This is a genomic window from Tritonibacter mobilis F1926 (genome assembly GCF_000376545.2).
GTDB classification, from domain to species: Bacteria; Pseudomonadota; Alphaproteobacteria; order Rhodobacterales; family Rhodobacteraceae; genus Epibacterium; species Epibacterium mobile.
In genome coordinates this window covers 1,928,495-1,955,234 of sequence record NZ_CP015230.1, presented here as the reverse complement: position 1 = coordinate 1,955,234, position 26,740 = coordinate 1,928,495, and the positions used below count along the sequence as shown (strand labels likewise).

Sequence of the window (26,740 nt, the reverse complement as noted above, 5' to 3'; positions counted from 1 at the left end):
TAAGGTAGTGACGAATTATTTTTCGTTATGGGGATTGCAGCAGCACCTGTAACGCTGGCGCGATGAATAAGGACGGACATCGCGGTGCGTGAATACGATTACATCATTGTGGGCGCAGGATCGGCGGGCTGTGTGCTGGCCGAGCGCCTGAGCGCAAATGGCAGCCATAGCGTGCTGGTGCTGGAGGCGGGTGGCATGCCGCGCAAGCCGTGGGTCGCGCTGCCACTGGGATATGGCAAGACCTTCTATGATCCGGCGGTGAACTGGAAATATCAGAGCGAGCCCGAGGAAGCGCTGGGCGGGCGCAGCGGATATTGGCCACGCGGCAAGGTTGTGGGCGGGTCTGGCTCCATCAATGCCATGGTCTATGCCCGTGGTCTGGCTCAGGATTTCAATGACTGGGAGGCCGAAGGGGCCAAGGGCTGGAATTGGGAAACCGTCCAGCAGACCTATGAGCGCCTGGAGACCCGCATCGCCCCGGATGGCACCCGGCATGGCGGTGGGCCGATCCATGTGCAGGATGTCTCTGACCAGATCCACAAGGTGACCCGGCATTTTTTCGCGGCGGCGCGTGAACTGGGCCTGCCGCAGACGCTGGATATGAACGGCACCTCGCCTGAGGGGGCGAGCGCCTATCGGATCAATACCAGTGGCGGGCGCCGGATGCATTCGGCGCGGGCCTGTCTGGCCCCGGCGTTGCGGCGACAGAACGTGACGCTGATGACCGGCGTGATGGTGGCGCGGATCGGGTTTGACGGGCGGCGCGCAACCCGCGTCGAGGTCACGCATAAGGGGCGCGCGCAAAGCCTGCGGGCAAGGCGAGAGATCATCCTGTCGGCAGGTGCGGTCAGCTCGCCTCGTTTGCTGCAACTGTCGGGCATTGGCCCTGCGGGAATGTTAAAAGAACACGGGATCACACCGATGATGAACGCGCCTCATGTGGGGGGCAATCTGCAGGATCATCTTGGCGTAAACTACTATTTTCGCGCAACAAAGCCGACGCTTAACAATCAGCTGCGCCCGCTGCACGGAAAGGTCCGCGCCGCATTTCAGTATGCGCTGACGCGGCGCGGGCCACTGTCGCTTTCGGTCAATCAATGCGGTGGCTTCTTTCGCTCTGACCGAAGGCTGACAGCTGCCGATCAGCAGCTCTATTTCAACCCCGTCACCTACACCACGACACCTGCGGGTACGCGCACGGTGATAGAGCCTGATCCCTTTGCCGGGTTCATCATCGGGTTCCAACCCACGCGCCCCAGCAGTCGCGGGCGCATTGATATCAGCGCAAATGACCCCCTCGCGCCGCCCCGGATCAGGCCCAATTCGCTCGCCACACCAGAGGATCAGGCGCAGGTGATCGCAGGTGGGCTGCTGTGTCAGAGACTTGCAAAGACCGCCGCGATCACCGGTCTGATCAAAGCTCCAATGGGGGAGGATCTGCGCCAGATGACCCCGGAGCAGATCCTTGCTGATTTTCGCGCCCGCTCGGGGACTGTATTTCACCCCATCGGCACCTGCCGCATGGGAGGGGACATCAGCCATTCCGTGGTGTGTCCGCGCCTGAAGGTCCATGGCGTTTCGGGGCTGAGGGTGGTGGATGCGTCGGTTTTTCCCAATATCACTTCGGGCAACACCAATGCCCCGACTATGATGCTGGCCCTCAGGGCCGCCGATCTCATTCTGGAGGATGCATGAGCACGCCTTATTCCACATCCGGCGCAGTGCCGGTCAGTTATCAACGCGGCGCGGCTGACACCGGCCCGCGCATCACCCGGATTGAGACATTTTGCACGCCGCTCATCGGGTTTGTGCGCGTCACCGCCGAGGATGGCACGCAGGGCTGGGGGCAGGTGTCGACTTACAACAGCGATCTGACCTCAGAGATCCTGCACCGTCAGGTGGCGCCTTGGGCGCTGGGGCGGGGCATGGATGCGCTGGAGGCGGTGATCGCTGAGATCCCGCTGCGCGAGCATAAATTTCCCGGCACCTATCTGCGCCGCGCCATGGCGGGGCTGGATACGGCGGTGTGGGACTGGCGCGGCAAAGCGCAGGGCAAACCGGTGGCAGAGCTCTTGGGCGGCTCAAGCGGTCCGCTGCGGGCCTATGCTTCCTCGATGCGGCGCGACATCACCCCCGAGGCAGAGGCCGAACGCATGCAGCGGCTGCGCGACGCACATGGGTTTGATGCCTTTAAGGTCCGGGTCGGCGCGGAATGCGGGCAGGACCGGGATGAATGGGACGGGCGCACCGAGGCGATCATTCCCACCATGCGCAAAGCACTGGGACCGGATGTAGCGCTCTTGGTTGATGGCAATTCAGGCTTTAGCCCCGCCCGCGCGATTGAGGTTGGGCGCATGCTGGAGGCCAACGGCTATGAGCATTTCGAGGAACCCTGTCCCTATTGGGAGCAAGAACAAACGCTTGAGGTTACCCGTGCTTTGAACATCGATGTGGCGGGCGGAGAGCAGGACTGCGATCTTCAACACTGGAAACGAATGATTGATAACCGAGTGGTCGATATCATTCAGCCAGATATCCTTTATCTGGGCGGAATGGTGCGCAGCATGGAAGTGGCCCGCATGGGGCACGCGGCGGGGCTGGCCTGCACGCCGCACGCGGCGAATCTGTCGCTGGTGACATTGTTCACCATGCATCTGCTGCGCGCGGTCCCCAATCCGGGTCGTTATCTGGAGTTCTCCATCGAAGGGGATGACTATTACCCCTGGCAACGCGAATTGTTCGTGAATGACCCCTATCAGATCACCGACGGTCAGGCGCATGTCACCGACGCCCCCGGCTGGGGCGTGGAAATCTGTCCGGAGTGGCTTGCCAAATCTACCTACAAATGCAGCGAGGACGAGCAATGAGCGTTAACGCCCTGATCTCTAATTATTTTACCACGGGTGCGCTGTCTGATCTGCCCAGCGATCACTTTATCGATGGAGCGTTCGTGCCCTCTGAGCGTGGCAACCGGATGGAGAGCTTTGATCCCGGTACGGCCACTGTCTTTGGTGATTTTGCGGCGGGTACTGCGGCGGATGTGGACCGTGCGGTCAGCAGTGCCAGCGCGGGTTTTGCCCTCTGGCGCGACACGCCGCCCGCCCGGCGTTGTGCGATCCTGATGGAGGCCGCACGGTTGATGCGGGCTGAGGCGGATTGGCTGGCGGTTGTCGAAAGTCTCGACAGTGGCAAAACGCTGACTGAGGCCTATGGCGATATTCATGGATCGGCGCGTTTGTTTGAATATTACGCGGGTGCTGCGGATAAACTCGATGGGCGCAGCGTCAATCTTGGCAATGACAACGCAGCCTTCACCCTGCGCGAACCTGTTGGTGTGACCGCGCATATCGTGCCGTGGAATTACCCGACCTCGACGTTGGTGCGCGGTATTGCGCCAGCACTTGCGGCGGGATGTTCGGCGGTTGTGAAACCGGCAGAGACCACGCCCTATACCGCCCTGATGATTGCCGAACTGCTGATCCGTGCCGGGGTTCCGGCGGGGGTGGTCAATGTGGTCACCGGCACCGGCCAAGAGGCCGGCGCGCCACTGGTTCAGGATCCGCGCGTGCGTCATGTGACCTTTACCGGCTCTGTCTCCACAGGTGTTGGCGTGATGCAGGCGGTGGCTCCGAATGTGACCGGGCTGAAGCTGGAACTGGGCGGAAAATCCCCGCTGGTTGCCTTTGCCGATGCAGATGCCGAGGCGGTGGCCGAGGGGGCGCTTTGGGCGATATTCTCCAACGCAGGTCAAATTTGTTCGGCAGGCTCACGTCTGGTGATCCACCGTGATCTTCATGCGCCGGTGCTGGAGCTGCTGGTGAAGAAGGCCAAGGCGCTGACCCTCGGTCATGGGCTGCGCAATACCGATATGGGGGCGGTGAATTCCGAGCGTCATCTGGCTGCGATTTCCGCCCATGTGGAACATGCGCGCAGCCGCGGAGTGGAGATCCTCTGCGGTGGTCAGGCGACCTCTGACCCGGAGACCGGCAAGGGCTGGTTCTTTGAGCCGACGATTTTGGACGGGCTCAGCGCGCAGGACCCGGCGATCCAGCAGGAGATTTTTGGCCCCGTGCTGGGCGTGCAGGTGTTTGAGGATGAGGAAGAGGCGCTGGCCCTCGCCAATGGCACCGAATTTGCATTGGCGGCAGGGGTTTATACCAAAGACATCGCAACCGCATTGCGCATGGCGCGCCGCATCGATGCCGGGCAGGTGACGGTAAATGACTATTGGGCCGGAGGGATCGAGCTGCCCTTTGGTGGCAACCGAAAATCCGGATTTGGCCGCGAAAAAGGGCTGGAAGGCATTGATGCCTACACCCGCGCAAAGGCCATCACCCTCGCTGTGTAAGCGATACATGGGGGCCGCGCCACATAGGGAGTGGCCCCCAAAGGGACCGGGTTACTGTTCGCGAAACGCACGCGTCATACTGTCGGTCACGGGCTTGATCAAATACTGCACAAAGGTGCGGTCCTGCGTTTTTATCATGATCTGCGCGGGCATGCCGGGGGTCGGGTTGAAGCCACGCACCCGGTCCAGCTCGCTTGGTGGTACAGAAATCCGGGCGACATAAATCTCCTGCGGCAACTCCTGCGAACGATCTAAAATAGCATCGGCTGAGACATAAAACACCTCGCCCTGAAGCGTGGGCGTTGTGCGCTGGTTCAGCGCTGTGAGGCTGACGGTTGCGGCCTGTCCTTTGCGCACCACATCGATTTCCGTGCGCGGGATCTGCACCTCAATGATCAGCGGCTCACCCGTGGGCAGGATCTCAAGAATGGCCTTGCCGCTTTCGACCACACCGCCGGGGGTGTGATAGTGGAGCCGGATAACAGTGCCGGACACCGGTGCGACAATCTCGGTCCGGGTCAGGACGCTTTCGGCGCGGCGGGCCTGCTCGCGCACGCTTTCCAATTCGGATTGCACCGCCTGTAGCTCATCAAGTGCGGCGCTCTGACGATCCGCGATGGTTTGCGTGATCTGCGATTCATAGCGTTGGGACAAGGAGGCGGTCTCATCCACCTGCGCCTCCAGGCGCCCGATTTCGCCAATGGCTTCGGCGAGGGCGCGGCGCAGCGTGTTATATTCAGTTTTGCGCACCAGTCCTTTTTCCAAGAGAATTTCTTTGGCGGCGGAGTCCTCCTCCAGAATTTCCAGCTGCGCTCTGGTGGCGATGAGCTGTTTTTCATAGCCGGAAGAGCGGTCTTTGAGGGCTTCAATACTTTGGTTCAGGAGATTGATATCATTGCTCAATTGCTGGGTTGCAGCATTGAATACGATTTGCTGGCCATCCAGCATGGCCGCGACATTGAAATCTGAGCGCAACTCTTCCAGCCGGGGCGGGTAGATCAGCGTGTCCTTGCGATCAAACTCCGCGAGAATGCGGGTTTCCATGGCCTCCAGCCGGACTTGACGGAGGAACAATTCGCGCTGCGTTGCCAGTGCGGAGGTTTCATCCAGTAGCACAATCGGCTGACCTGCCACGACATTTTCGCCTTCTTCGACGAGAATGGCCTTGATGATGCCTCCCTCAAGGTGCTGCACGATCTTATTGCTGCCAGTGGCGACAAAACTGCCCTGAGAGATCACCGCAGCGGCCAATGGTGCCATAAACGCCCAGATGCCAAACCCGCCAAGACCGAAGATCAAAAGGAACATGCCCCAGCGCACATGGCTTTTGACAGAGCGGGGAACCTCTTCATACCAGACCGTGGGTTCGGCATAAGTTACCAGTTCAGCCATTTCCGGCTCCTCCCTGATTTTGGTTCGCGAGTCGACCACCGTTGGAGCGTTCCTGAAGTTTCTGAAGCACCTGCTGGCGTTCTCCGAACAACACGATATTGCCGTCTGCCAGCAGCATGATCTTGTCGACCACACTCAACAGCGACGGTTTCTGCGTAATCACCACCACGGTGATCCCAGCCTCGCGCGCGTGGCGGATGGCGTTGGCCAAGGCCTGATCGCCAGAGGTGTCAAGATTGGAGTTCGGCTCGTCCAGCACCAAAAAGCGAGGGTTGCCGAAGAAGGCCCGTGCCAAAGCGATCCGCTGTTTTTGCCCACCAGAGAGTGGCGAGCCATCAGCGGCCACCATGGTTTCATAGCCATGGGGCAGGGAGGCGATCATGTCATGCACATCCGCCAAAAGGGCGGCGCGGTGGATATCTTCGTCACTGGCACCTTCGCGCATACGGGCGATGTTGTTCTTGATCGAGCCGGGAAAGAGCTGCACGTCCTGCGGCAGATAGCCGATGTTCTCGCCAAGCTGGCGGTCATCCCAGTTGCGCAGATCCATAAGATCCAGGCGCACATTGCCCGATGTCGGCAGGATCGAACCCACCAGCATTTTCCCAAGCGTGGTCTTGCCCGCACCAGAGTTGCCGATCACCGCCAGAGAGTCGCCGGGGTTGAGGCCAAAGGTCAGACCGTTCAAAACCACTTGCTTGGTGCCTGCAGGCACATAGAGCAGCCGTTCGACGTTCAGGCGGCCTTCGGGGCGGGGCAGGCGGAGCTTTTCGTATTTTTGCACCGAGGACATCATCAGGTTGCTGACGCGGTCATAGGCGGCACGCGATTGCGAAAAGCCATTCCAGCCCTCGATTGACCCCTCAATGGGCGCAAGGGCGCGGCCGGCGATGATGGAGGCAGCGATGACCATACCGCCAGTGATTTCACCTTCGAGCGCCAGAAATGCGCCCCAACCCAACATGCCGATCTGGGTCAACAGGCGCGCCCCCCGCGAAACAGCGGCCCAGACGATATTGCGATCCTGCGCAACAACCTGCGCCCGGAGTGAAGCGGCAGTGTCGCGCCCCCAGAGCGCCACGGCCTCGGGCACCATGGCGAGCGCATTGATGATCTGGCTGTTACGCGACATGGAGTCGAGATGCATGTTCGCCTTGGATTGCGCCAGATTGGCCTCGGCAAAGGGTTTGGAGGTGGCTTTCTGGTTGATAAACGCGATCACCATCAAGGCCAGAGCCGTCCCAATCACAATGAGCCCGAGATGCGGATGCACCAAGAAGATTGCGAGGATGAACATCGGCGCAAAAGGCACGTCCAAAAAGGAAATCAGGGTGCCAGATACAAGGAATGACCTGAGCAGCTGCAAATCCCCAAGCGTTTGATATTGCCGCCCGTTGTCATGCAGGGATGCATGGGCCGCCGCGCTGAGAACCGGTGCACCCAACAGCACTGCAATTTCGACCGCCGTGCGCATCAGAATAAACCGGCGGATAGCGTCAAATACCGCCTGCAAGATCACCGCGCCCGCAATCACAATGGTGAGCATAATCAACGTATCAATAGAGCGGCTGGTCAGAACGCGATCAGAGATCTGAAACAGGTAAATCGGTACTGCGAGCACCAGAAGATTGGTGGCGCAGGTGAGGATCATCACGAAGCCGAGGTTGCGGCGTACCACCTGACGGCCCTTGCGCAACTGCTGGACAAACTGTTCTGGTCCCGGGCGTTTGTGAAATTCCGGCTTTGAGCCGCCACCATCGCCGCCGCCATTCCCGCCATTTGTATTGGCCGGAGGCTGGCCCCCGTTTTGTTTGAGAGCGGGGCCGGTATCGGCCTCGATCTGGACACCTCCCAACCCTTTGGCGATGCGTTCTGGCGCGGCCTTCATGCTTTCAGCACTGTCGCATCTGAGATCGGGCGTGAGTTTTAATAGGTCTTTCTCAGAACAGCCGTGAGCGGTGGCTTTTGTGTCGTCTGCGGTGGCGTCTGGCGTTTGGCCAGAGCCGGTAAAGGTCTTATCTAACATAATTTTTCCCTGTCACTGTCAGGCCAACATCGTTTGCATCAGGTCGGGGCCTGCACTGTTTTCAGGCGGCGTCGCGATGATTTCGGTGTCGTTGGTTGTGTCGATTTCGGGACCGATCATATTGTCGGCGAGGAAGGCCACCGCTTCATTGGCAAGCGCGGGCAGGGCGACGCCAAGCGGGTCCGCATCAGTGTCGATCAGATCGGCCTGATAAAGCAGCGCGTCGCTGTAGACTTCGCCACCAACCCTCACCTCTGAATCGATGCCATAGGTGTCGATACTGGCGAGGTTGATGGCCGCGTTTGATCCGGTGGTCAGATTGATCTCGGCTCCGGTGTCCTCGGCAAAGTTTTCCAGTGCGAGGTGAACCTGATCGGAGTCCCCCATCACATTGGTCTGCTCCAGCCAGTTGATGGTGGTCAGATCGCCAGAGATGTAGAGCACGGTCAAAACGTCATCGCCCGCAAATGCACCGTCATGAGCGACATCTGTGGTGATCGAGTTGGCCCCTTGTGCAAAGCCATCACTGGCCTCGGCAAAGTTGTCGGTCATCTCACCATAGGTATCGAGCCCGGTGTTGGTGATGCTGGCGCCGTTAAAGAGTAGGTTATCACCGCCGGAGTACCCCACAGGCACCCCATTCGAAGAGGTGATCGTATCGTAATCCATCATCACATTGGTCTGGCTGATCTGATTGATGGTGATCAGGTTTCCGCCAATCATGATCAAATCATACCCGTAGCCAATCTCGGCCAGATCGACCACATTGGCGATGGTATTGTCGCCCATCACAATCTGCGTGTTGGTGCCGGTGAATTGAACGTCGGCCCGGTCATTGTCGGTCATGAAGCTGAACTGGCTGACCCAATTGACCGTCAGAATGTCGCCATCGATGCGGGTCACGGCCCAGTTGTCGGGAAGGCCCAGATCTTGGGGTGTTGTGTCCTCCACGGTGCTGCCGTCTTCGACTGCAGGCATGGATGACACATTCGACATGACGGCGACATTTATGGTGGCAGACGCAGACGCCGCGGTTCCACCGTTAAAGCTGACCTGTTCGAAAAGCACATTGACCTGACTGATCGAGTTGAGCTCCACCACGTCGCCCATCACCGAAATCACCGGCGCATCGAGCCACCCGACCATGACGGAGGCGTCGTTGACCATCACATTGGCCCCGGTCACCACATTATGGCCGTCGTCGATTTCAAAAGTATCCGCATCCGATGAGGACCCGTCGAGGCCCTGAAACGGATCCGTGTCCGCCAGTGCGTCTCCGTCTTCCTCGGTATCGCTCTCTTCCTCTTCGAGCGTCACATCGGGATTTTCCGCCTGAAAATAGGCGGGCATCACATCGTCCAGAACCGGTGTTTCCTCGACGGTTTCGCCGTTCACGAAACTGCCTTGCGCGTCGGTTCCGAAGGATATGGTCACAGTTTCACCAATGCGGGAGGCATCCTCGACGGCGCTGATCGCCTCATAAAATTCGAGCGCAGCTGAAAGGGTGCTTTCGCTGAAATCAAGCGGTGCTTCAGAGGTGGTCGCTCCAAGCGCCTTGGAGATCAGCGCCAAACTGTGCAGAGACGTCAGATAGGCCGAAGGGTCGACAAATTCTGCCTGCTCTTCGTTGAGGTAAAGCTCATCATCATCTTCCATCCATGCAACCTGAGCGGTGATGGTGGCAACGCTGCCCGGCGGCTCCAGCGTCAGATGTGGGCGTGCCGGGAAAAAGGGCAGCGGAGCGGCCTGCCCATCAGGTGACCCCTCGATCAAGGCAAGTTGGCCCAAGGGTTGATAGAAGAGATCTGCGAGATAGAGGCCGTAGCCATCGGGGGCGAAGAAATAGTCCGCCGCCGATGGCGTATACTCGACCGAGGGTGAAAAGTCCGTGAGTGTGTAGGGTGCGCTGATCTTGACTGAAATATTGAGAAGATCCTCAACTGCGGGATCTTCCAGTTTGGCCGCCTGAAACTGGGCGTAGACGTCGCGCATACGCGCTTCTTCAATGGCGATGTGGAATACACCGATCATATGGGCGACAATTTCGGTTACTTTGTCGAACATGGTACTGGCCCCAATTGCTGGGAATGAATGGGCTGCTCACCTCTTTTTTTGTTATGGGCGGATTGAATTATCCGCAGTGCGAGCTTGGGAAATGGTGGAAAACCGGGCCCGATGATCGGGCCCGGTCCGTTGGTTTAATGTGCGATTATGCGCCGTCGCCATCGTCGCCGATGTAGCTGGAGCTGAAGCCCCCGCCGACCACGGTCATATCAACGGTGTTCCCAAGCACGTTGGCACCCATCACGATGCTCTGGTTGAACGCGGTGGTATCGACCTGAGCCGCCGACGAAGCGAAGGACTCACCGGTTACGAAACCATCGTCACCGTTGTTCGATCCCCACATGCCCGCGTTGCCGCCAGCACCGCCAGCACCGGTGGTCGCCATGCCGCCAGCACCGCCGGTTCCGCCACCGGCCTGCACACCGCCGACGACAGCCTGACCGCCGAAGCCGTCACCGCTGCTGCCGCCCCAGGCGTGTCCGCCGTAGCCATCCCCACCGTCACCGGCACCTGCAACATTCATGCCGCCATTGCCCTGAGAGTTGTTCAGAGCAGCAGCCCATGCCGCGGCGTCGCCGCCGTCACCACCGTTGGCGTTGCCGCCAGAGCCGTAGCCTTCACCATTGCCAGCTGCAGCTGCCAGAGATCCGGCGTCACCGCCGTTTCCGCTTTCGCCAGAGCCGCCACCGATACCGGTGCCGATTGCATCCGCATCGGATGTGCCGCCGTCACCGCCGTCTGCACCCGCAAGGCCAAGACCCAGAAGTCCCAGACCACCGCCAATAGCGCCGGTATCACCGGTGTCGCTGCTGTCAGAGTTGGCTCCTGCAGCGCCGACGCCTACGCCAAGACCGCCTGCATCACCGGTGTCGCCACCGTCTGCATTCGATCCAGCCAGCCCTGCGCCGACACCGAGGCCCGCACCGATGGAGGTTGCTGCTCCGCCGTCGTCGCTGGTCGCGTCAGAGTCTGCCCCTGCGCCACCAATCCCGACACCAAGGCCGATGGATGCAGCGTTGCCGCCGTTTGCACCGTTACCACCCTGTGCGGATCCGTTGCCACCGTTGCCGCTGGCTCCGCCAGTTGCCCCGGCTGCGCCGCCGATCCCCAGACCGCCAAGTGCGCCTGCACCGTTTGCGGTGGCTCCGCCGCCGCCGGTACCGCCGCCTGCGCCAGCTGCGATACCATCGTCAGCAGTCGCAGTGCCGCCTTTTGCGGTGTTGGTCTGGTTCATCGTGCCATTATTGGACACGTTGCTCAGGTGGTCGTTGTCTTGCAGGTTGTTGGACTGCGCGTTGATGGTTCCGGCGTCGTTGCCAGCACCGTTCAGCGCGTCGTTCAACATGCTATCCAGATCAAGGTCGTTGCCCGGATTATAGTCGATGTTGCCCTTCGCCATGATGAAGTCACCGGCGTTGGAGTGATCCAGATCGATGTCGGCAAAATCATCGTCGGTGGGCTCATAGCCTTCGACCCCCACCGCGACATCCACGGTGACCGTAGAATCGTTGGTGTTGGAGTTCAGGTTGCCATTGGCGTTGAGGTTGGCATTGCCGTTGGCGTTGCCATTCGCGTTGCCGTTGGCATTCCCATTGGCGTTGCCGTTCTGGTTGCCGTTGGCATTGCCGTTCCCGTTGCCATTGATGTTGCCGTTCCCGTTACCATTGCCGTTCATGTTGCCATTCCAGCTCTCACTGGATTGGTACTGGCCCTGATCCTGATCTTGATCCTGGTCGGACAGCTGACCCTGCGCCTGCAGCTGAGCTTGCAGCTCCGCCTGCGCCTGACCCTGGCCCTGCAGCTGGTCTTGATCCTGATCCTGAGACTGGTCGCCCATCGGGCCGAAGTGGAATTGGTTTTTCTTAGACATAGGATGTCTCCCGTAATGCATTCCCGGGATCGCCACTCATATCAAAAGCGATCATTTGGGTTTGCCATTGATGTGTTTTCATGAAATTGCGCGCCGTTGAGATTTCGCTTCTGCCGGTGCGCTGCAGAAGTTTCGTGTGTCAGATATTTGATCCCCCCTCGCTATGCATTTTTGAAACAAAAGAGCCGGAGACAAACAGGCGATGATAGCGCTGTATTGTTGGCTCCTTCCTGCGGGCGCTGAGGCCAGCAAGGTCACAAAAGGTGACGTTCAGAGCATTGCGAAAGCAGAAACGTAAAACCACCCAACCATAGGATTAGGAATGGCAAATAATTGCTTATGTATTTGTTTTAGTGGTATTTTTTACATTGTTCTTGTGATCGCGAAACGATGTGCTGGCCGTGGATGTCATTCGTTTCAGTTGGCCTAATCAATGGGTTTAGTTCAGTTGAAACAAGGAGATTGCGATGACCGTTCACAAGGCCTAGGCCATATGAAGGAGGGGCAATCTGTGGCCGCAAATTTAATCCACTGATTTAATATGTAGGCTGACTATAATGTATGCTGTCAAAATAGAAAAAGATTTCCGAACCAGCCGTGCAACTAGAATGAGATGCGGTGTAACTCGTGGAAATTATTAAGGTTGTGCGCAGATGATTCGAAGATTCGTATGAAAGCGCCGCACCTTCGCCAAATGAGCAGTCCGTTCGGTGTGAGAATTTGTGATAACAACAACTCACAGGCGTGAAAATGCCGTGATTTCTGCAGGGTTACGCGCGTTTCTTCTGTTGAGTAGAGGTCTCATTGACCCTGCGTCAACTTTTTGATTTTTCAGGGTGATTTTTGAAAAACTACATCTTGATCGCGAGAATAGGCGTCACGATTGAGCAAATTTACGCCCGAACACGGCAGACACTTACGATAAATTGTGATAATTTTTTGTAGTTAGTTTGGCATTAATCAATGTTCCCGTCTCCGGGGGGAGGGAGCATCACGCTCCAGGGACAATTGGTGCATCGGGCGATATCGAGCGCCCTGCTATCGGATGAATAAATCCGAAGCAAAAAAGTAGTTTTAGTCGTTCAGGTACGTTCGCAACATGTGAAAACCAAGTGGGATGCGACATGAAGAGTAACGAGTTCAAAAGTGAATTGAGTGGGATCACGTGCTATTTCGTAGGAAATGCGCATGACTTCTCAGAACCAGCCATCGAACTGGCGACGATCAGTTTCAAGTCTGTTCGGTTTGAACGTCTTGAAACGATTGAAGATCTCCTTTCCCTAGATGTGGATCGGGTAGATCGCGTGCGTTCGATTATTTTAAATCAATCTATGGATGAATCGTTTAGCAATTCCATAGATCAAATTCAAGATAAATTTCCCAGTGCCACCACGGCCTTTGCGTATCGGCAGCCTGAATTGGCACGTTCTTTTTTAATTCGAATGAAGAACCAACGCCCAAAGCGCGGGGTTGGCTTTTTGCCGATGAATCGGGATCTTGATCGCTGGCTTACGGTTTTGCGGTTGCTGGTGCGGGGGGAAAACTACGTGCCGGGGGAGCTCTATGATGATTTTTTTTCGGGCGCTGACGTCGCGGCGGCGCATGAGCGGCCGCCAGCGTCGAGCGAACCGGAGCCATCCTCTCCCAAGTCGCGCGCCGCAGGTCAGCAGCGCGCATCAAAGGCAGGCAATATCCGCCTGACCACGCGCGAGGCACAGGTCCTGTCCTGTGTCGCCGAGGGCAAGCAGAACAAGCTGATCGCCAATCGGCTCGGGTTGTCGGAACATACAGTCAAGCTCCATATCCACCATGTGATTGCCAAGCTTGGTGTCAACAACCGAACCGAGGCCGCTGTTTGGTTTCTGGAAAACCACGGCTCTGATCAGTTCGTTCAATGAAGGGGACCGCGCATCAACCCAGTTTTGATGCGTTCCTCTTGCTGGTCGGTCGGCTCAACTATGCGTGGACCAATACCGAAAGCCTGTTGATCCATCTGATCGCCGGGCTGGCCGAGGTGGATAAGGAAACCGCGACGGTAATCTTCCTGACCCTCAACACCACGCGTGCGCGCATCGATCTGGTCGAGCGGTTGAGTAAACTCGACAGGGTTTCTGCCGATGAAAGAGACCCGGTGCTTGCGCTGACCGGGCGCATCCAGCGTCAATCCGCACTGCGCAATCGCTACAATCACTGCATCTATGCGTTTGACCCTGAGAATGGGAATCTCCACACGATTCTCATGCGAATCGCGGACCGCAAGGACACGCTGAAAATCGGTCAATCCACACCGCTGAACGATGCCGCCGCTGAAGATATCGAGACGGCAATCTCGGAATTGACAGCGATAAATCACGGTATCTGGCAGGTGATTGCACAGTTTGGTTATCCGGCCTGAGATCTCGGCCCCAAGACCCTAGCCAAACGGTCTAACCCTATTGCTAGCTTCACAGAAAATGCTTTGATTTTATGATGATAAGCTCAGTGTTTTTTAATTTTGAGCAGCTTGGATGCGGTGAGGGACGGTGACGGTTTTCACTCCATAACTCCGAAGAAATGCATCCGGCACAACCGCAATTCTGGGCTGCTGATTGACACCGGGGGGTGTGAGTAATGGCAGCTAGAGTTTCATTGGTTCCGATCTCAAAGAAAACGAGCCAAAACAGACGCCGGATTATGGTGGCAGGGGGCGCAGGTTTTGTCGGCGCGCATCTGTGCCAACGGCTGGTTCATGATGGCCACGAGGTCATCTGCATCGACAATTTTCAAACCGGTCGCATGTGCAATATCGTGCATCTTTTGGATGACGAGAATTTCGCCTGTGTGTCGCACGACATTGTCGATCCGCTGCCCGACCTGGGACACGTGGATGAGATCTACAACCTCGCCTGTGCGGCCTCTCCCAAGAAGTATCAGGTCGATCCGGTCCATACGTTCAAGACAAATGTGTTCGGGGCGTTGAACCTGCTGGAACTGGCGTTGCAACACGATGCAACGATCCTGCAATCTTCCACCTCTGAGGTTTATGGCGATCCGGAAATTACGCCGCAGGCGGAGACCTATCGCGGCAACGTCAATACCATGGGGCCGCGCTCTTGCTATGATGAAGGCAAACGGGCGGTGGAGACGCTGTTTTACGATTTCCATCATGCACGCGGCGCCAAAACCCGCGTGGCCCGTATCTTCAATACCTACGGTCCGGGCATGTGCCCTCAGGACGGGCGGGTGATCTCTAACTTCGTTACTCAGGCGCTGTCAGGAGTGCCGGTTACCGTCTATGGCGATGGCAATCAAACCCGTTCCTTCTGTTTTGTGAGCGATCTGGTGGAGGGGCTTATGGCGCTGATGGCATGCGAGGATGCGCCGGTTCAGGCCTATAACCTCGGTAATCCCGGTGAGTTCACCGTAAGGGAGGTGGCGCAGCACATCATCGAGACCTTGGGGTCCAAGTCAGAGGTCGCTTATCTGGACCTGCCGGTGGATGATCCGCGCCAGCGCTGCCCAGACATTTCCCGTGCCAAGGCTGATCTGAACTGGGCGCCCAAAGTGTCGCTCGCGGATGGGCTGCGGATGACGGTTCCTTATTTTGCGGGGCAGCTTCAACGGCCTGCCGCCCGCCTGCTGGTTGCGGAATGAAGACCGGGCAGAACATATGCGTGACCGGTGGAGCCGGTTACATTGGCAGCCACGCCTGCTATGCGCTGGCGCGCGAAGGGGTCTCGCCGATGGTGGTGGACAATCTGTCGACGGGCAATCGCAGCGCCATTCGCTGGGGGCCGCTGAGTCAGATTGATTTGCGCGATACAGAGCGGCTGGCACAAGCGCTGATCGCCCATGATATTTCGACCGTGATGCATTTCGCAGCGTCTGCCTATGTCGGGGAATCCGTCGCAGACCCAATGAAGTATTACGACAATAACGTTGGTGGCATGCTATCGCTGCTGCGCGCATGCGCGTTGGCGGGGGTGGAGCGGTTTGTGTTCTCCAGCAGTTGTGCCACTTACGGGATACCAGATGTTTTGCCCGTGGATGAGCGCGCCGAGCAACGCCCGATCAATCCCTACGGCGAAAGCAAACTGATCTGCGAACACTTGTTGCGCGATATTGCGCCTCAGATCGGAATGTCCTTTGCGATCCTGCGGTATTTTAACGTCGCAGGTGCTGACCCCAGCGGCGCATTGGCAGAGCAACATGACCCCGAAACCCATCTGGTGCCACTGACGCTCTTTACGGCGGCGGGGCGGCGGCATGTGCTCACGCTGTTTGGCGCTGATTATGATACGCCCGATGGCACCTGCATTCGTGACTACATCCATGTCAGCGATCTGGTGCAGGGGCATCTGCTGGCGCTGGATCATCTTGAGGACCACAAGGGCAACCTGATTGTCAATCTGGGCAGCGGTCACGGGGTATCCAACCTGCAGATCATTCGCACGGTCGAGGAAATCACCCAGCGCCACGTCAGATTGATGACTGCAGAGCGCCGGGTGGGAGATCCGCCGGTTCTGGTTGCCGACACCACATTCGCCAATCAGATCCTCGGCTTTGAGCCGCAACGCTCTGATATTGAGACCATCGTCACCGATGCGGCGCGCAGCTTTGGCCTGTTGGAGGCGCAAAATGCAGAATCTGCATGACCTCTCCCACCAGCCCTTCCGCAGGCCGGTCCTGCAGGGGCGATTGCGTCGCAAATACCTGGCGCTGGCGCTGCTGTGGCTGATCGCGGCGGTCTTCTTCTGGCAATGGTGGCTGCGCCCGGATCATTATACGAGTTGGTATCTTTATTGGCCCGTCACCCTGTGTGTGTTCTGGGTGTTCTTTGTGCAGGCATATCTTCTGGTGTTTTTCCTGCGCGCGCAGCATGCCACTGGCAGCCTCGCCGCGCTGGGGCCGCATCGGGTGGCGATGGTTGTGACCAAGGCCCCCTCAGAGCCGTTCGACGTGGTGCGGGTCACGCTGGAGGCCATGTTGGCGCAGGATGTGCCTCATGACACATGGCTGGCGGATGAAGACCCCGACCAAGAGACCCTTGAATGGTGCGCCCGGCACGGAGTTCAGGTCTCCACCCGCAAAGGCGTCGAGGACTACCACCAAAAAACATGGCCTCGGCGCACCCGCTGCAAGGAGGGCAACCTTGCCTATTTTTATGACCATTACGGCTATGATCGCTATGATTTTGTCTCGCAACTTGATGCGGACCACGTGCCGCAACCGAACTACCTGAGGGAAATTTTGCGCGCCTTTGTCGACCCGGATGTGGGCTATGTCAGCGCGCCGAGCATCTGCTCGCAGAATTCTGCCAACAGTTGGGCTGCCCGCAGTCGACTACACAGCGAGGCGGTCTTTCACGGTGTGGTGCAGGCGGGCTATGCCAATGGCTGGGCGCCGATGTGTATCGGGTCGCACTATGCGGTGCGGACCAAAGCCCTGCGCGACATCGGTGGACTGGGGCCGGAACTGGCCGAAGATCACTCCACCTCGATGTTGATGAACGCGGGCGGCTGGAAGGGCATGCACGCCATGGATGCCATTGCGCTGGGGGATGGGCCGGCCACATTTGTCGATCTGATTGTGCAAGAGTTTCAATGGTCTCGCAGTCTGATGACCATTCTCTTGCAATACACGCCACGTTATTTCATGGCGCTCTCGCCCCGGCACCGGGTGCAGTTTGTCTTTTGTCAGATGTGCTACCCGCTGCTTGCGGGGTTTATGGCGCTGATGTTCCTCTTTCCCATTGTCGCGCTGTTGTGTGACGTACGCTATGCGGAAGTGACGTTTCCTGCTTTTCTTGCCCATGTCTGGCCGTCGACACTGGTGCTGCTGATATTGGTGGGCTGCGTTCGCAGGGACGGGTTCCTGCGGCCCTATGACGCCAAGGTGTTGGGCTGGGAGAAGGTGGCCTTTGCCTTTGCGCAATGGCCTTGGGTTCTCTTGGGTATCGCGATGGCCGTGCGGGACAGGCTGTTTGGCGGTTTTGTCGATTTCCGTGTCACGCCAAAAGGCTCCGGCGTGGTCGCCATGATCCCCTGGGCTGTGCTGTTGCCTTATGCAGTGCTGGCGATGATGTCGCTACTGCCAGTGCTGCTGGTCGAGCACATCTCGGACGCGGCGGGCTTTTACATCTTCGCGCTGATCAATGCGATTATCTACACGGTGCTGTTTTTTGTGATTGCGCATAAGCATCTGCAGGAAAATCAAATCCGAATTTTCAACTGGCCGCTGCGCACGGCGGCTCAGATGGGATGCGTGGTGCTGCTGTCGGGTTTTATCATGGTGGGCTTTGTGGAGCGCACCAACGCGGCGCTGGTCGCGCTGACCGATACCGGCGGCAAGATCAAGATTTTTAAGCCGTATTTCCCGGTTTCCGGGGCAGGGCGGAGCACCACCAACAGCCCAGTCATGGCCTACGACCCCGACTGGTACTCTCAATTACTCAACTCTCTGATTTCGCAAAGGACGGGAAAATGAAACGCCTCATGGACTTGAAATGCCAGACCTTCAGATATCTTGGGGTCACTGCCGCGCTGGTGCTTGCCACTGCCAGCGCGCCTGCGGCTCAGACGGTTCCGCCGGGGAGCCTGCCCTTTGGTGTCTATGACCCCAATGGTGATTTTACCGACCTCAATGGGGTCTCGATCGAACATCTTTTCCTGCCGTGGGAGGACGTGCTGTTGTCGAGCCTCGAAGAAGCCGAGGATTATGCCAAGGCGCGTGATCGTACATTACTGGTCACCATCGAACCCTGGACCTGGTCGCGTGACGAACGCAACACGCCCCGGGTGCTGCGCAACGGTATCGAAAGCGGTGCGTATGACGAAAAAATGGCCAATATCTGCGCCGCGCTGGGGCAACTCGACATTCCGATGACGATCCGCTGGGCGCAGGAGATGGACGACAAGAGCGGCCAGTTTATCTGGGCCGGGTGGGAGCCGCAGGCGTATATCTCCGCCTATCGCCGGATGAATGATGTCTGCCGCCAAAGTGTTCCGGATGCCAAATACATGTGGTCGCCACTGGGGCTTGAGAACATGGCCGACTACTACCCCGGAGATGACTTCGTCGATGTGGTGGGGCTTTCGGTGTTCAGCTATCAGCCATGGGAAGGGGCGGTGCTGGGCGGTGCACAGAGCTTTGAGGACATATTTGGACCGCGGTACGAGCGTGCCATTCAATTCGGCAAACCTGTGATGGTGGCCGAACTGGGCTTTGTGGGGGATGCGGAGCATGTCGCCCAATGGAACGCCGATGTCAGAACCAAGGGAGATCTCTATCCGGAGCTGACGGCTGTGGTCTATTTCGACCAGCAGGAGGTCTACCCCTGGCCGGATGGATTTGGCCTGCCGAACTGGCGCCAAACGGCGAACGTTCTGGAGTGATTTCGCAGCGCGCGGGCAAGGCATTTGCTGCAAGACTGCAAGAGGTCTGGTCTTCGCCAAAGATGAAGAATCACAAATACGCAGTTTTTGCGATATATTCGCGCCCGGCCTGGCCGTAGTGGCGGGTTTTTGCCTGTGCTCTACGCTGACGAAGTGTGGTTTGGTCAATCATACAAAGGCCACCGCAAGTATTGCCGGTAACAAACTGGCAGTTCATAAGAAAATACACCGCCGCCTCTGAAATATGGGCGCGCGTGTTTTGTTTTCGTTTCCCCAAACTCTCTCTTACTCGACGATATGCGGCTCCGGACCTGCCTTGGGGGCCGCTTGACCGTTAATTATATGTTGTCCTAAATGAGGCACAGGTAACGAGACCCGCTTAATAAAGGGTGGGCTCACAACCCGAGGAGAGCAGTTTTGGTAAGACAGGTAGCACGCCAGTGTCGGCGCGGTTTTTTGGCATTTTCAATCGGAACATCGCTTCTTGCGAGTGCAGCGCTGGGCGCACAAGCAACGGGTGTCAGCAGCCCTAAAGAGGTCGTTCTGGCATCTGGCTCAGGCAGCTATGTGTGCACACCTGCCGGGTTTGGAAAGAAATCCCGCTGCTATCGCCGCTGATCTATTCCAGCCCTGCGCCCATGATTTGAAGTCGTCTTATGCCCCGCGTCTGGGGCTGAATAGACGCGCTAATGTTGCGGCAAACTGTTCATAGCTTCCTGCGCGTATTGGGCCGCCATGGTGATTAACGCATTGGCCGCATTGCGCGGGCGGGCGCAGAACAAAGGCAGCTTGGTCGGCGTGTTGTCGACCTCTATGACCTCCAACTGGCGGTTGCTCAGTTCCCTTGCGATTGCGGCACGCGGCACCAGCGCAAGCCCTGCACCTTCGACCGCCATGCGGATCATCATGAACAAGCTGTCGCTTTGCGTAAAACGACGGTGACGCCCCAGTCCAAAGGCGGGTCGGTGAGTGCTGCCATGGATGGGCGAGTCCCAGCTGTAGCCGATGATCGGAGAGCGCCCGAGGTCATCATCGCTGAGGCAACCCTGAAACAGCCCCGGCGCGGCAATCCAAACCATATCAAAACTGCCAAGCGGTATATATTTCAGGCTGCTGTCCTGGCTTTCGCTTGAGGCAAAGGCGATATCGAGCTGACCGGACCCCATGTGGCGCAGCAGGGTTGCGCTTTGGTTGACTTCGATCTCGACCCGCAGGTCGGGGAACTTGCGCTCCATACGCTCCACCAAAGGCATCAGCCATGTGGCCGCAACCGGCCCGTTGGCACCAAGGCGCAGGCGGCTGTCGCGGGCGTCGGCGCTGCGGTGAAACGACAGATCCTCCGTCAGGCGCAGCACCGTGCGAGCATATTCCAGCAGTTCTTCCCCTTGCACTGTCAGTGCGAGATTTTGATCGCGGCTCAGCAAGGTGACACCCAGTTCTTCCTCCAGTCCGCGGATACGCGAAGAGACCGTCGGTTGTGAGATATTCAGCACCTTTGCAGCCTTGCGAAAACTGTTGAGGCGGGTGACCCAGTAAAAGGTCCGAAGGCTGTGAATTTGCATGGCATTCTCTAACTGATAGAATAATCCTATCGGATTGATCCGCGAATTCAAGTGGACCCGTTCATATCAGCTGGTACGTGATAGAGAAAACGAACCGGAGCTGAGATGACCTATATCCTCGACCCTATGCCGCAGGCGATTGCACCCCAGAGCCTTGCGCGCCTTTGCGCCTTTGAGACGGTGCTGCTGGGACATTTCCTCTATCGTGGCATGTTGGACCCGGCGATCCGTCCGGTTGCGGCGGCGCCTCGGGTGGTGGGGACGGCGGTGACACTGACCTTGCCGGGGTTTGATTCCACATTGCTGCATCACGCGGCGGGGATGCTGCGTCAAGGCGACGTGCTGGTCATCGACCGCTGCGGCGATCACAAGGCCGCATGTCTGGGTGGCGGGGTCGCCATGGCGATCCGCAATTCCGGCGCGGCTGCGGTGGTGATTGATGGCTGCCACACGGATACGGAGGAATTGGCAGCGCTGGGCTTGCCAGTCTTTAGCCGTGGGGCCTCTGCTCAGACCACGCGGCTGACAGGCCAGGGCGGGGCCCTGAACCGCCCTGTGAGTGTCGGCGGCGTGCCAGTGCTGGCGGGCGATGCGATCCTTGCCGACGGGCTGGGTGTGGTGTCGCTCCATGCGGTGGAATTGCCCGAAATTCTTGCACAAGCAGAAGCGTTGCAAGCGCTCACCGACACGACCATTGCAGGCGTTGCACGTGGCGAGCGGATTGGTGATCTGTCCGGCGCAAGCGAGATGGTTGCGCGGCTCACGGCACCGGCGGGCTGAGCGGGATGGGCACCGTCGCAGATCTGGTGGATGCGGTCTATGCAGACCTTGGCCCGCAGGTGCAGGGACTGGTCTATGATTACTCCCCGGTGCCCTTTTCCCACGAACCGGGCCGCTTTGTACTGCCCGAAATTATCGAGGCGCGCGGTGCGGCAGAGGTGTTGGTGGACGACTGGTGTGGCCGGTCGCTGTATCGGGCCGACCCTGTGCAGCGGCGGGCTGCGAAAATCCTCAATCCTTTTGTCTGGAGTTACCACGCCGAGGAATGCTCGGTCATTCGCGAGGATCTGGGCCAAGGTGATGTGCGTGAGGTGCGCGAGCGGCTCTTGGACTGGACGCTGGGGCGCGGCATGACCGTACCCTTGCACCTGCCGGGGCGGGGATTTGCGACGCTGTCGGCCTTTATTGAGGGGCGGGCAGATATGGATATGCTGGCACGTTTTGCGTTGCAGGCCTTTGAGTTGCAGGATCGGATCTCGGTCGAGCTGCGGCAGGCGCGCGGCCCGCTGACCCTGCGCGAGGCCGAATGTCTGAGCCATACCGCCGCGGGGCTATCCGCCAAACAGATCGCCCATGAACTCAACCGCTCCGAGAGCATGGTGGTCAAACATCTGCAGGCTGCGGCCTCCAAACTCGGCGCGCGCAATCGCAGCCATGCAGTCGCGATTGCCACCCGTCAGGGCTGGATCGACTGAACCGCGCGCGCGGCGGCGTCACGCAGCAGGCCGACATCCGATGTGAAAGTGACCAAGGCATGCCCTCGGGCAAACAGGTCTTGCGCGTGTTCTCCGGGCAGTGCGGCCCCACCCAGCAGCTTGCCAGAGGCGCGGATCGCCGTTTCTGCATCTCGCAGCGCCTGTGCCAATTCGGGCGAGGCAAGATCGCCAAAGCTGCCATAGTCGCTGGTCAGATCCAGCGGACCCAGAAAGAGCATGTCGATCCCTTCGATCGCTGCAATCTCGGGGATTGCCTCCAGCCCTGCGCGGCTTTCGATCATCACGGCAACAAGGATCGAGACATTGGCTTTTTGCGCATGGGAACTGTCAGCGCCAAAGCGGGCAGCGCGCGAGACGGTGAACTGTGCGCCGCGACGGCCCAGCGGCGCGTAGCGCGCGGCCTCTGCAATGACGCGGGCCTCTGTGCCAGAACGCACATCGGCCACCATGATCCCGTCAAACCCCGCATCAAGCAGCGGCTTGATCGCCCCGGCAGAACCATCTCGGGCGCGGGCCATGACAAAGGCATCCGACATCGCGCGAATGGCGCGCAGTTCGTGCAAGGCAGATTGCATGTCTGCCGCCGCATGCTCGCGGTCGACAATCAAGAGCGGAAAGCCCGCTTGCGCCATCACCTCATCCACATCGGGATTGGCGAGGAACAGAAATGCGCCGGGCAGGCGGGTTCCGTTCAGCAGTGTCTGGCGCAGGGATCTCATGGGGCTTCTCCGGTTTTGCATGAGGCTAACGCGGACTGGCCCAGGCGGCATCCTGCAAGATCTTGCAGCTTGTTGGCGGGGCAGCGCCTGCGGCAGTTTTGCCCGAATATCGCCCCCGGTCTGAGCATTGGGGCCAATGGAAGGAGCCGCGCCATGCATCAAACCCCGAAGGTCCAAGAGGGCTACTGCGCCTTTGGTGAGCACCAGACCTGGTATCGGGTGACGGGAGATCTGAGCAACGGCGCGCTGCCCTTGGTGGTGGCCCATGGTGGGCCGGGTTGCACCCATGATTACGTCGATGCCTATAAGGCCATTGCTGCCACAGGGCGGGCGGTGATCCATTATGATCAGCTGGGCAACGGGCGCTCGACCCACCTGCCGGAGGCCCCGGCAGAGTTCTGGACCGTAGATCTGTTTCTTGATGAGCTCGACACCTTGCTGGCGCATCTGGGGATTGCTGATGGCTATTGCCTCTTGGGGCAAAGCTGGGGCGGCATGCTGGCAGCAGAACATTCGGTGCGTCGCCCTAAGGGTTTGAAAGCCTTGGTGATTGCAAATTCACCGAGTTCTTTTCCCACTTGGGTCGAAGAGGCGCTGCGCCTGCGTCGTGCGTTGCCGGGCGGGGTGCATGAGACCTTGCTCAAGCATGAAGCGACGGGTGATTTCGACCACCCCGAATACCAAGCCGCGAGCGATGTCTTTTATCGCAATCATGTTTGCCGCCTTGATCCCTGGCCGCCCGAGGTGGTGGCGACCTTTGATGCGGTGGCTGCTGATCCCACCGTCTATCACACCATGAATGGGCCGACGGAGTTTCACGTCATCGGCACCCTGAAGGATTGGACCATCGAGGACCGTCTGCACCGAATTGAGGTGCCGACGCTGGTGTTAACCGGCCGCTTTGACGAGGCCACGCCGCGCGCTGCTGAGGCCTATTCCACCCGTATTCCCGGCGCGCAATGGCTGATCCTCGGCCAGTCCAGCCATATGCCACATGTGGAGGAGCATGAGCTCTGTATGCAGGTGGTGTCGTCTTTCTTGGACCGGAGCACAAAATGACCCGTTTTGCCGCAATTCAGATGTGTTCGACAGCGGATGTTGCTGCGAACAATGCCGCGATCGAGGCCCTTGTGCGCGAGGCCGCAGGGCAGGGCGCACGCGTGATCAGCCTGCCGGAGGCCGCCAACATCCTGCTGCGCGACCAGATGGAGTATCCCGCGCGCTGCCTCTTGGAAGCTGAGGACAGCACGCTTGCGCTCTGTCAGGCGCTGGCGCAGGAGCTGGGTGTCTGGCTCCACACCGGATCATTGTTGCTGCGCACCGAAGAAGGCGGCCGTATCTGGAACCGCGGCCATATGATTTCACCCACTGGGGCGATCACGGCGCGCTATGACAAGCTGCACACATTCGACGTGGCGCTGGGCGGGGCGGGTGATTTCATCGAGAGCCGCGCGGTGGCACCGGGGCAGCGCGGTGCTATCACCTGCGAGGCGGACGGGCTGAAGCTGGGCCTGTCGATCTGCTATGATCTGCGATTTTCCTATCTCTTTCGGGCACTGGCCAGCGCGGGCGCTTCGGTCCTGATGATCCCTGCCTCCTTTTCACCGATCACCGGCCCCTTGCACTGGGAGCCGCTGCTGAAAGCCCGTGCCATCGAGACCGGGTCTTATGTGGTGGCGGCGGCGCAATCTGGCACCCGTGACGGGCTGCGCACCCATGGTCAGTCGCGGATCATCTCCCCCATGGGCGAGGTGCTGGCCGCCGCAGGGGATGAGCCAGGCGTGATCTGCGCCGAGATTGACTTGGCCGAGGTCACCGAGACCCGCCGCCGCCTGCCAGTGCTTGCACAGACCCGCGAGATCGGCGAGGTGAGCCATGAGGCGTGAGGTGCCCAAATTTTGCGTTGGTTTCTCGGGCCTTGGCACCGAACTTACCCCCTTATTTCGATCACGAGGTCTCGTATGACATCTGATTCTGCAGCAAAGGCGCTGGCGACGTGTCAGCTGACCGACAGCCCTTGGCGCTACGCGTTGCAGGTGGCCGAGGCCCCGGATGCGCCGCTGGTCATCGCGGCGCATGGAAGTGATCGCGACATCCGGGGCTTGCTCGACGGGTTGGGGCTAGAGGGGCAGGTGTCGGTTCTTGCACCGCTGTTTCCGGCAGAGATCGACGGCGAAAACACTGGCGATGACTACAAATTCCTGACCGGGGGTGGTGCGGATTATCTGGTTCTGATGGACCGTATCCTTGCGGATGCGCTGACGCGGCTGAATGGCAGGCCCCGCCAGATCTGGCTGTTCGGGTTTTCGGGTGGGGCGCAATTCGCGCAACGCTACGCGCTGTTTCGCGCGGCCCAACTGGACGGGATGATCCTTGCAGCGCCCGGTGGGGTGACGCTCTTGCGCGAGGATGTAGACTGGTGGCCTGGGCTGCGTGGTGCTGCGCGGGCCGTGGGGGCAGAGGTGGATTTCGAGGCGCTCAAAACACTGCGCACAGCAATCCTTGTTGGTGCGGAAGATCGCGCCGCTGGCATGGTTTCGCGTGCGGAGGGCACAAAATTCGGGGCACGTGACGCAGGCCTTGCCGGAGATACCCGCATCGACAAGGCGCGCGCGCTGCGCGACAGCCTGAGCGCCCATGGTGCGCCAGTGACTTACACAGAACTTCCCGGTGTGGGGCATAAGCTTGCCCCCTGCACTGAGGCCGCCGCAGTGATCCTGCGCGATTGGCTGACCCAAGAACAAGCAAGCACTCTTCCAACATCCGACAGGAGACACAGATGACAGGTTTCTGGATCACTGGCACGGCAGCCCTGTTTGCCGCAGGTGTGGCGCAGGCACAGTCCATTCCCGAGGGCTACCCCGCCGATTATGCAGAACTGATCAGCGCAGCCGAGACTGAGGGCTCTCTGCTGATCTACACCAACCTTTCCAACACCAACCTCGGCCCCGTCGTCGAAGCCTTTGCAGAGGCTTACCCCAACATCACCGTGGAATCGATCGAGATGGGCCCCTCTGAGGCCTTCTCGCGCTATGAGGCTGAGGTGGGCACCGGTGTTGAAAGCGCTGATTTGATCATCGCCAATTCGATCCCCGACTGGATACGCGCGGTTGAGGAAGGCGTCATCGCCGATTATGCCTCGCCCGAACGGGCGAACCTGCCGGAATGGTCCTATCCCGAGCCGGGGCTTTATACGTTTTCTGCCGATCCGATGGTGACGATCTACAACAAGATCACCGTGCCCGAAGAACTGCAGGTCAGCTCTATGGAGGAATATTTCGCCAATATCACCGCGCATCCTTCGGTTTTCGAAGGCAAAGTAGGCACCTATGACGGGCGCTACGCCTTTGGTGGTTCCATAGGCTATGCCTTCACTCAGCATCACGGCGATGCGGCGTGGAATTGGTTTGCTGCTGCCGGGCCATTGACCCGTCCGGGTGGCGGTGCCGGTGGCATGATTGAGCGCACGTTGACGGGCGAGTTGTCCTCGTCATTCTTCGTCTCCGGCCCGGTGGTCTTTGGCAAGATGAAAGACGGGCTGGAAGCCGTTCTAGGCTGGACCTTCCCCTCTGATGGCACGCCAGTGTTCCTGCGTGGCATGGGCATCACCGAGAGCGCGCCGAATGCAGCAGCGGCACGGGTCTTCCTTGATTTTGTGCTCTCCGAGCCGGGCCAGCAGGCCGTAAGCGCCGGTAGCCTCACGGCCTATCGTCCGGGTGTCGCACCCGAGGCCGAGGATGCCTATGCGCTGGATGACGTGATCAAGGCCATCGGTGGTGCCGAAAACCTCATCCTGATCGATTACGACCCGGAAATGGTCGCAGGTTTCAAGGCCTTCAACGCCCGCTGGGGCGAAGCCTTCAACATGTAATCTCTCCGGGGCCGGTGCG

General features: G+C 59.0%; 21 protein-coding genes. 15 read left to right on the top strand and 6 right to left on the bottom strand.

What is annotated here, in order from left to right; translation table 11 throughout:
* Positions 1 to 84 precede the first annotated feature (84 nt).
* From K529_RS09340 to K529_RS09330, 3 genes are read left to right on the top strand one after another with little or no spacing between them, the layout of a single operon-like run.
* The gene (locus tag K529_RS09340) at positions 85 to 1,695 is read left to right on the top strand and encodes a GMC family oxidoreductase (protein WP_046002354.1); all 1,611 of its coding nucleotides are present in this window, start codon (positions 85 to 87) and stop codon (positions 1,693 to 1,695) included.
* Entirely contained in the window at positions 1,692 to 2,867 is a 1,176-nt protein-coding gene (locus K529_RS09335; RefSeq protein WP_046002353.1) for a mandelate racemase/muconate lactonizing enzyme family protein, read from the top strand. Before K529_RS09340 ends, K529_RS09335 begins: the two co-directional genes overlap by 4 nt.
* On the top strand, positions 2,864 to 4,348 hold the full coding sequence (locus tag K529_RS09330; RefSeq protein WP_005631282.1) for an aldehyde dehydrogenase family protein: 1,485 nt from the start codon (positions 2,864 to 2,866) through the stop codon (positions 4,346 to 4,348). The genes K529_RS09335 and K529_RS09330 overlap by 4 nt, the downstream gene beginning before the upstream one ends.
* A gap of 51 nt (positions 4,349 to 4,399) precedes the next feature.
* On the opposite strand, the gene K529_RS09325 is transcribed toward K529_RS09330, so the two are convergent.
* From K529_RS09325 to K529_RS09310, 4 genes are all read right to left on the bottom strand, one after another.
* Positions 4,400 to 5,740 (bottom strand): HlyD family type I secretion periplasmic adaptor subunit, encoded by a 1,341-nt coding sequence (locus K529_RS09325; RefSeq protein WP_005631280.1) that lies wholly within the window; start codon positions 5,738 to 5,740, stop codon positions 4,400 to 4,402.
* Complete coding sequence (locus K529_RS09320; RefSeq protein ID WP_005631277.1) at positions 5,733 to 7,766, bottom strand: type I secretion system permease/ATPase; 2,034 nt, start codon at positions 7,764 to 7,766, stop codon at positions 5,733 to 5,735. The genes K529_RS09325 and K529_RS09320 overlap by 8 nt, the downstream gene beginning before the upstream one ends.
* An 18-nt stretch (positions 7,767 to 7,784) precedes the next feature.
* Complete coding sequence (locus K529_RS09315) at positions 7,785 to 9,830, bottom strand: autotransporter outer membrane beta-barrel domain-containing protein (RefSeq protein WP_005631274.1); 2,046 nt, start codon at positions 9,828 to 9,830, stop codon at positions 7,785 to 7,787.
* Between the two features lie 145 nt (positions 9,831 to 9,975).
* A complete protein-coding gene (locus K529_RS09310) occupies positions 9,976 to 11,700 on the bottom strand; it encodes a hypothetical protein (RefSeq protein ID WP_046002352.1) in 1,725 nt (574 codons plus the stop codon).
* 1,124 nt (positions 11,701 to 12,824) lie between these two features.
* Between K529_RS09310 and K529_RS23820 the strand changes: the two genes are divergently transcribed.
* The 6 genes from K529_RS23820 to K529_RS09280 all read left to right on the top strand — a co-directional run bounded on the left by K529_RS23820 (position 12,825) and on the right by K529_RS09280 (position 19,073).
* Entirely contained in the window at positions 12,825 to 13,598 is a 774-nt protein-coding gene (locus tag K529_RS23820; RefSeq protein ID WP_005620030.1) for a helix-turn-helix transcriptional regulator, read from the top strand.
* Complete coding sequence (locus K529_RS09300; protein ID WP_005620029.1) at positions 13,595 to 14,095, top strand: hypothetical protein; 501 nt, start codon at positions 13,595 to 13,597, stop codon at positions 14,093 to 14,095. Before K529_RS23820 ends, K529_RS09300 begins: the two co-directional genes overlap by 4 nt.
* A 215-nt stretch (positions 14,096 to 14,310) precedes the next feature.
* Positions 14,311 to 15,333 (top strand): UDP-glucuronic acid decarboxylase family protein, encoded by a 1,023-nt coding sequence (locus K529_RS09295; RefSeq protein ID WP_040642235.1) that lies wholly within the window; start codon positions 14,311 to 14,313, stop codon positions 15,331 to 15,333.
* Positions 15,330 to 16,334 (top strand): UDP-glucose 4-epimerase GalE, encoded by a 1,005-nt coding sequence (gene galE / locus K529_RS09290; RefSeq protein ID WP_005620026.1) that lies wholly within the window; start codon positions 15,330 to 15,332, stop codon positions 16,332 to 16,334. The genes K529_RS09295 and galE overlap by 4 nt, the downstream gene beginning before the upstream one ends.
* A complete protein-coding gene (locus tag K529_RS09285) occupies positions 16,318 to 18,165 on the top strand; it encodes a glycosyltransferase family 2 protein (protein ID WP_005620025.1) in 1,848 nt (615 codons plus the stop codon). Before galE ends, K529_RS09285 begins: the two co-directional genes overlap by 17 nt.
* The gene (locus tag K529_RS09280; protein ID WP_005620023.1) at positions 18,162 to 19,073 is read left to right on the top strand and encodes a glycoside hydrolase family 26 protein; all 912 of its coding nucleotides are present in this window, start codon (positions 18,162 to 18,164) and stop codon (positions 19,071 to 19,073) included. The genes K529_RS09285 and K529_RS09280 overlap by 4 nt, the downstream gene beginning before the upstream one ends.
* A 686-nt stretch (positions 19,074 to 19,759) precedes the next feature.
* Here the strand turns inward: K529_RS09280 and K529_RS09275 are convergent.
* A complete protein-coding gene (locus K529_RS09275; RefSeq protein ID WP_005620022.1) occupies positions 19,760 to 20,635 on the bottom strand; it encodes a LysR family transcriptional regulator in 876 nt (291 codons plus the stop codon).
* A 105-nt stretch (positions 20,636 to 20,740) separates the two neighbouring features.
* Between K529_RS09275 and K529_RS09270 the strand changes: the two genes are divergently transcribed.
* Positions 20,741 to 21,415 carry an RraA family protein gene (locus tag K529_RS09270; protein ID WP_046002351.1) on the top strand — a complete coding sequence of 225 codons (675 nt, stop codon included), beginning with the start codon at positions 20,741 to 20,743 and terminating at the stop codon, positions 21,413 to 21,415.
* A 5-nt stretch (positions 21,416 to 21,420) separates the two neighbouring features.
* Positions 21,421 to 22,110 (top strand): helix-turn-helix transcriptional regulator, encoded by a 690-nt coding sequence (locus K529_RS09265; protein ID WP_046002350.1) that lies wholly within the window; start codon positions 21,421 to 21,423, stop codon positions 22,108 to 22,110.
* Here the strand turns inward: K529_RS09265 and K529_RS09260 are convergent.
* Entirely contained in the window at positions 22,092 to 22,850 is a 759-nt protein-coding gene (locus tag K529_RS09260) for an HpcH/HpaI aldolase family protein (RefSeq protein WP_046002349.1), read from the bottom strand. The genes K529_RS09265 and K529_RS09260 overlap by 19 nt on opposite strands.
* A gap of 153 nt (positions 22,851 to 23,003) precedes the next feature.
* Here K529_RS09260 and K529_RS09255 point away from each other — a divergent pair, with 153 nt between their 5' ends.
* From K529_RS09255 to K529_RS09240, 4 genes are all read left to right on the top strand, one after another.
* Positions 23,004 to 23,909, top strand: coding sequence for a proline iminopeptidase-family hydrolase (locus K529_RS09255; RefSeq protein ID WP_005637230.1), 906 nt, complete (start codon positions 23,004 to 23,006; stop codon positions 23,907 to 23,909).
* The gene (locus tag K529_RS09250) at positions 23,906 to 24,736 is read left to right on the top strand and encodes a carbon-nitrogen hydrolase family protein (RefSeq protein WP_046002348.1); all 831 of its coding nucleotides are present in this window, start codon (positions 23,906 to 23,908) and stop codon (positions 24,734 to 24,736) included. The genes K529_RS09255 and K529_RS09250 overlap by 4 nt, the downstream gene beginning before the upstream one ends.
* A 75-nt stretch (positions 24,737 to 24,811) precedes the next feature.
* The gene (locus K529_RS09245) at positions 24,812 to 25,633 is read left to right on the top strand and encodes an aspartic acid hydrolase (protein WP_046002347.1); all 822 of its coding nucleotides are present in this window, start codon (positions 24,812 to 24,814) and stop codon (positions 25,631 to 25,633) included.
* Complete coding sequence (locus K529_RS09240; RefSeq protein ID WP_005666124.1) at positions 25,630 to 26,721, top strand: ABC transporter substrate-binding protein; 1,092 nt, start codon at positions 25,630 to 25,632, stop codon at positions 26,719 to 26,721. Before K529_RS09245 ends, K529_RS09240 begins: the two co-directional genes overlap by 4 nt.
* The last annotated feature ends 19 nt before the right edge of the window (positions 26,722 to 26,740 follow it).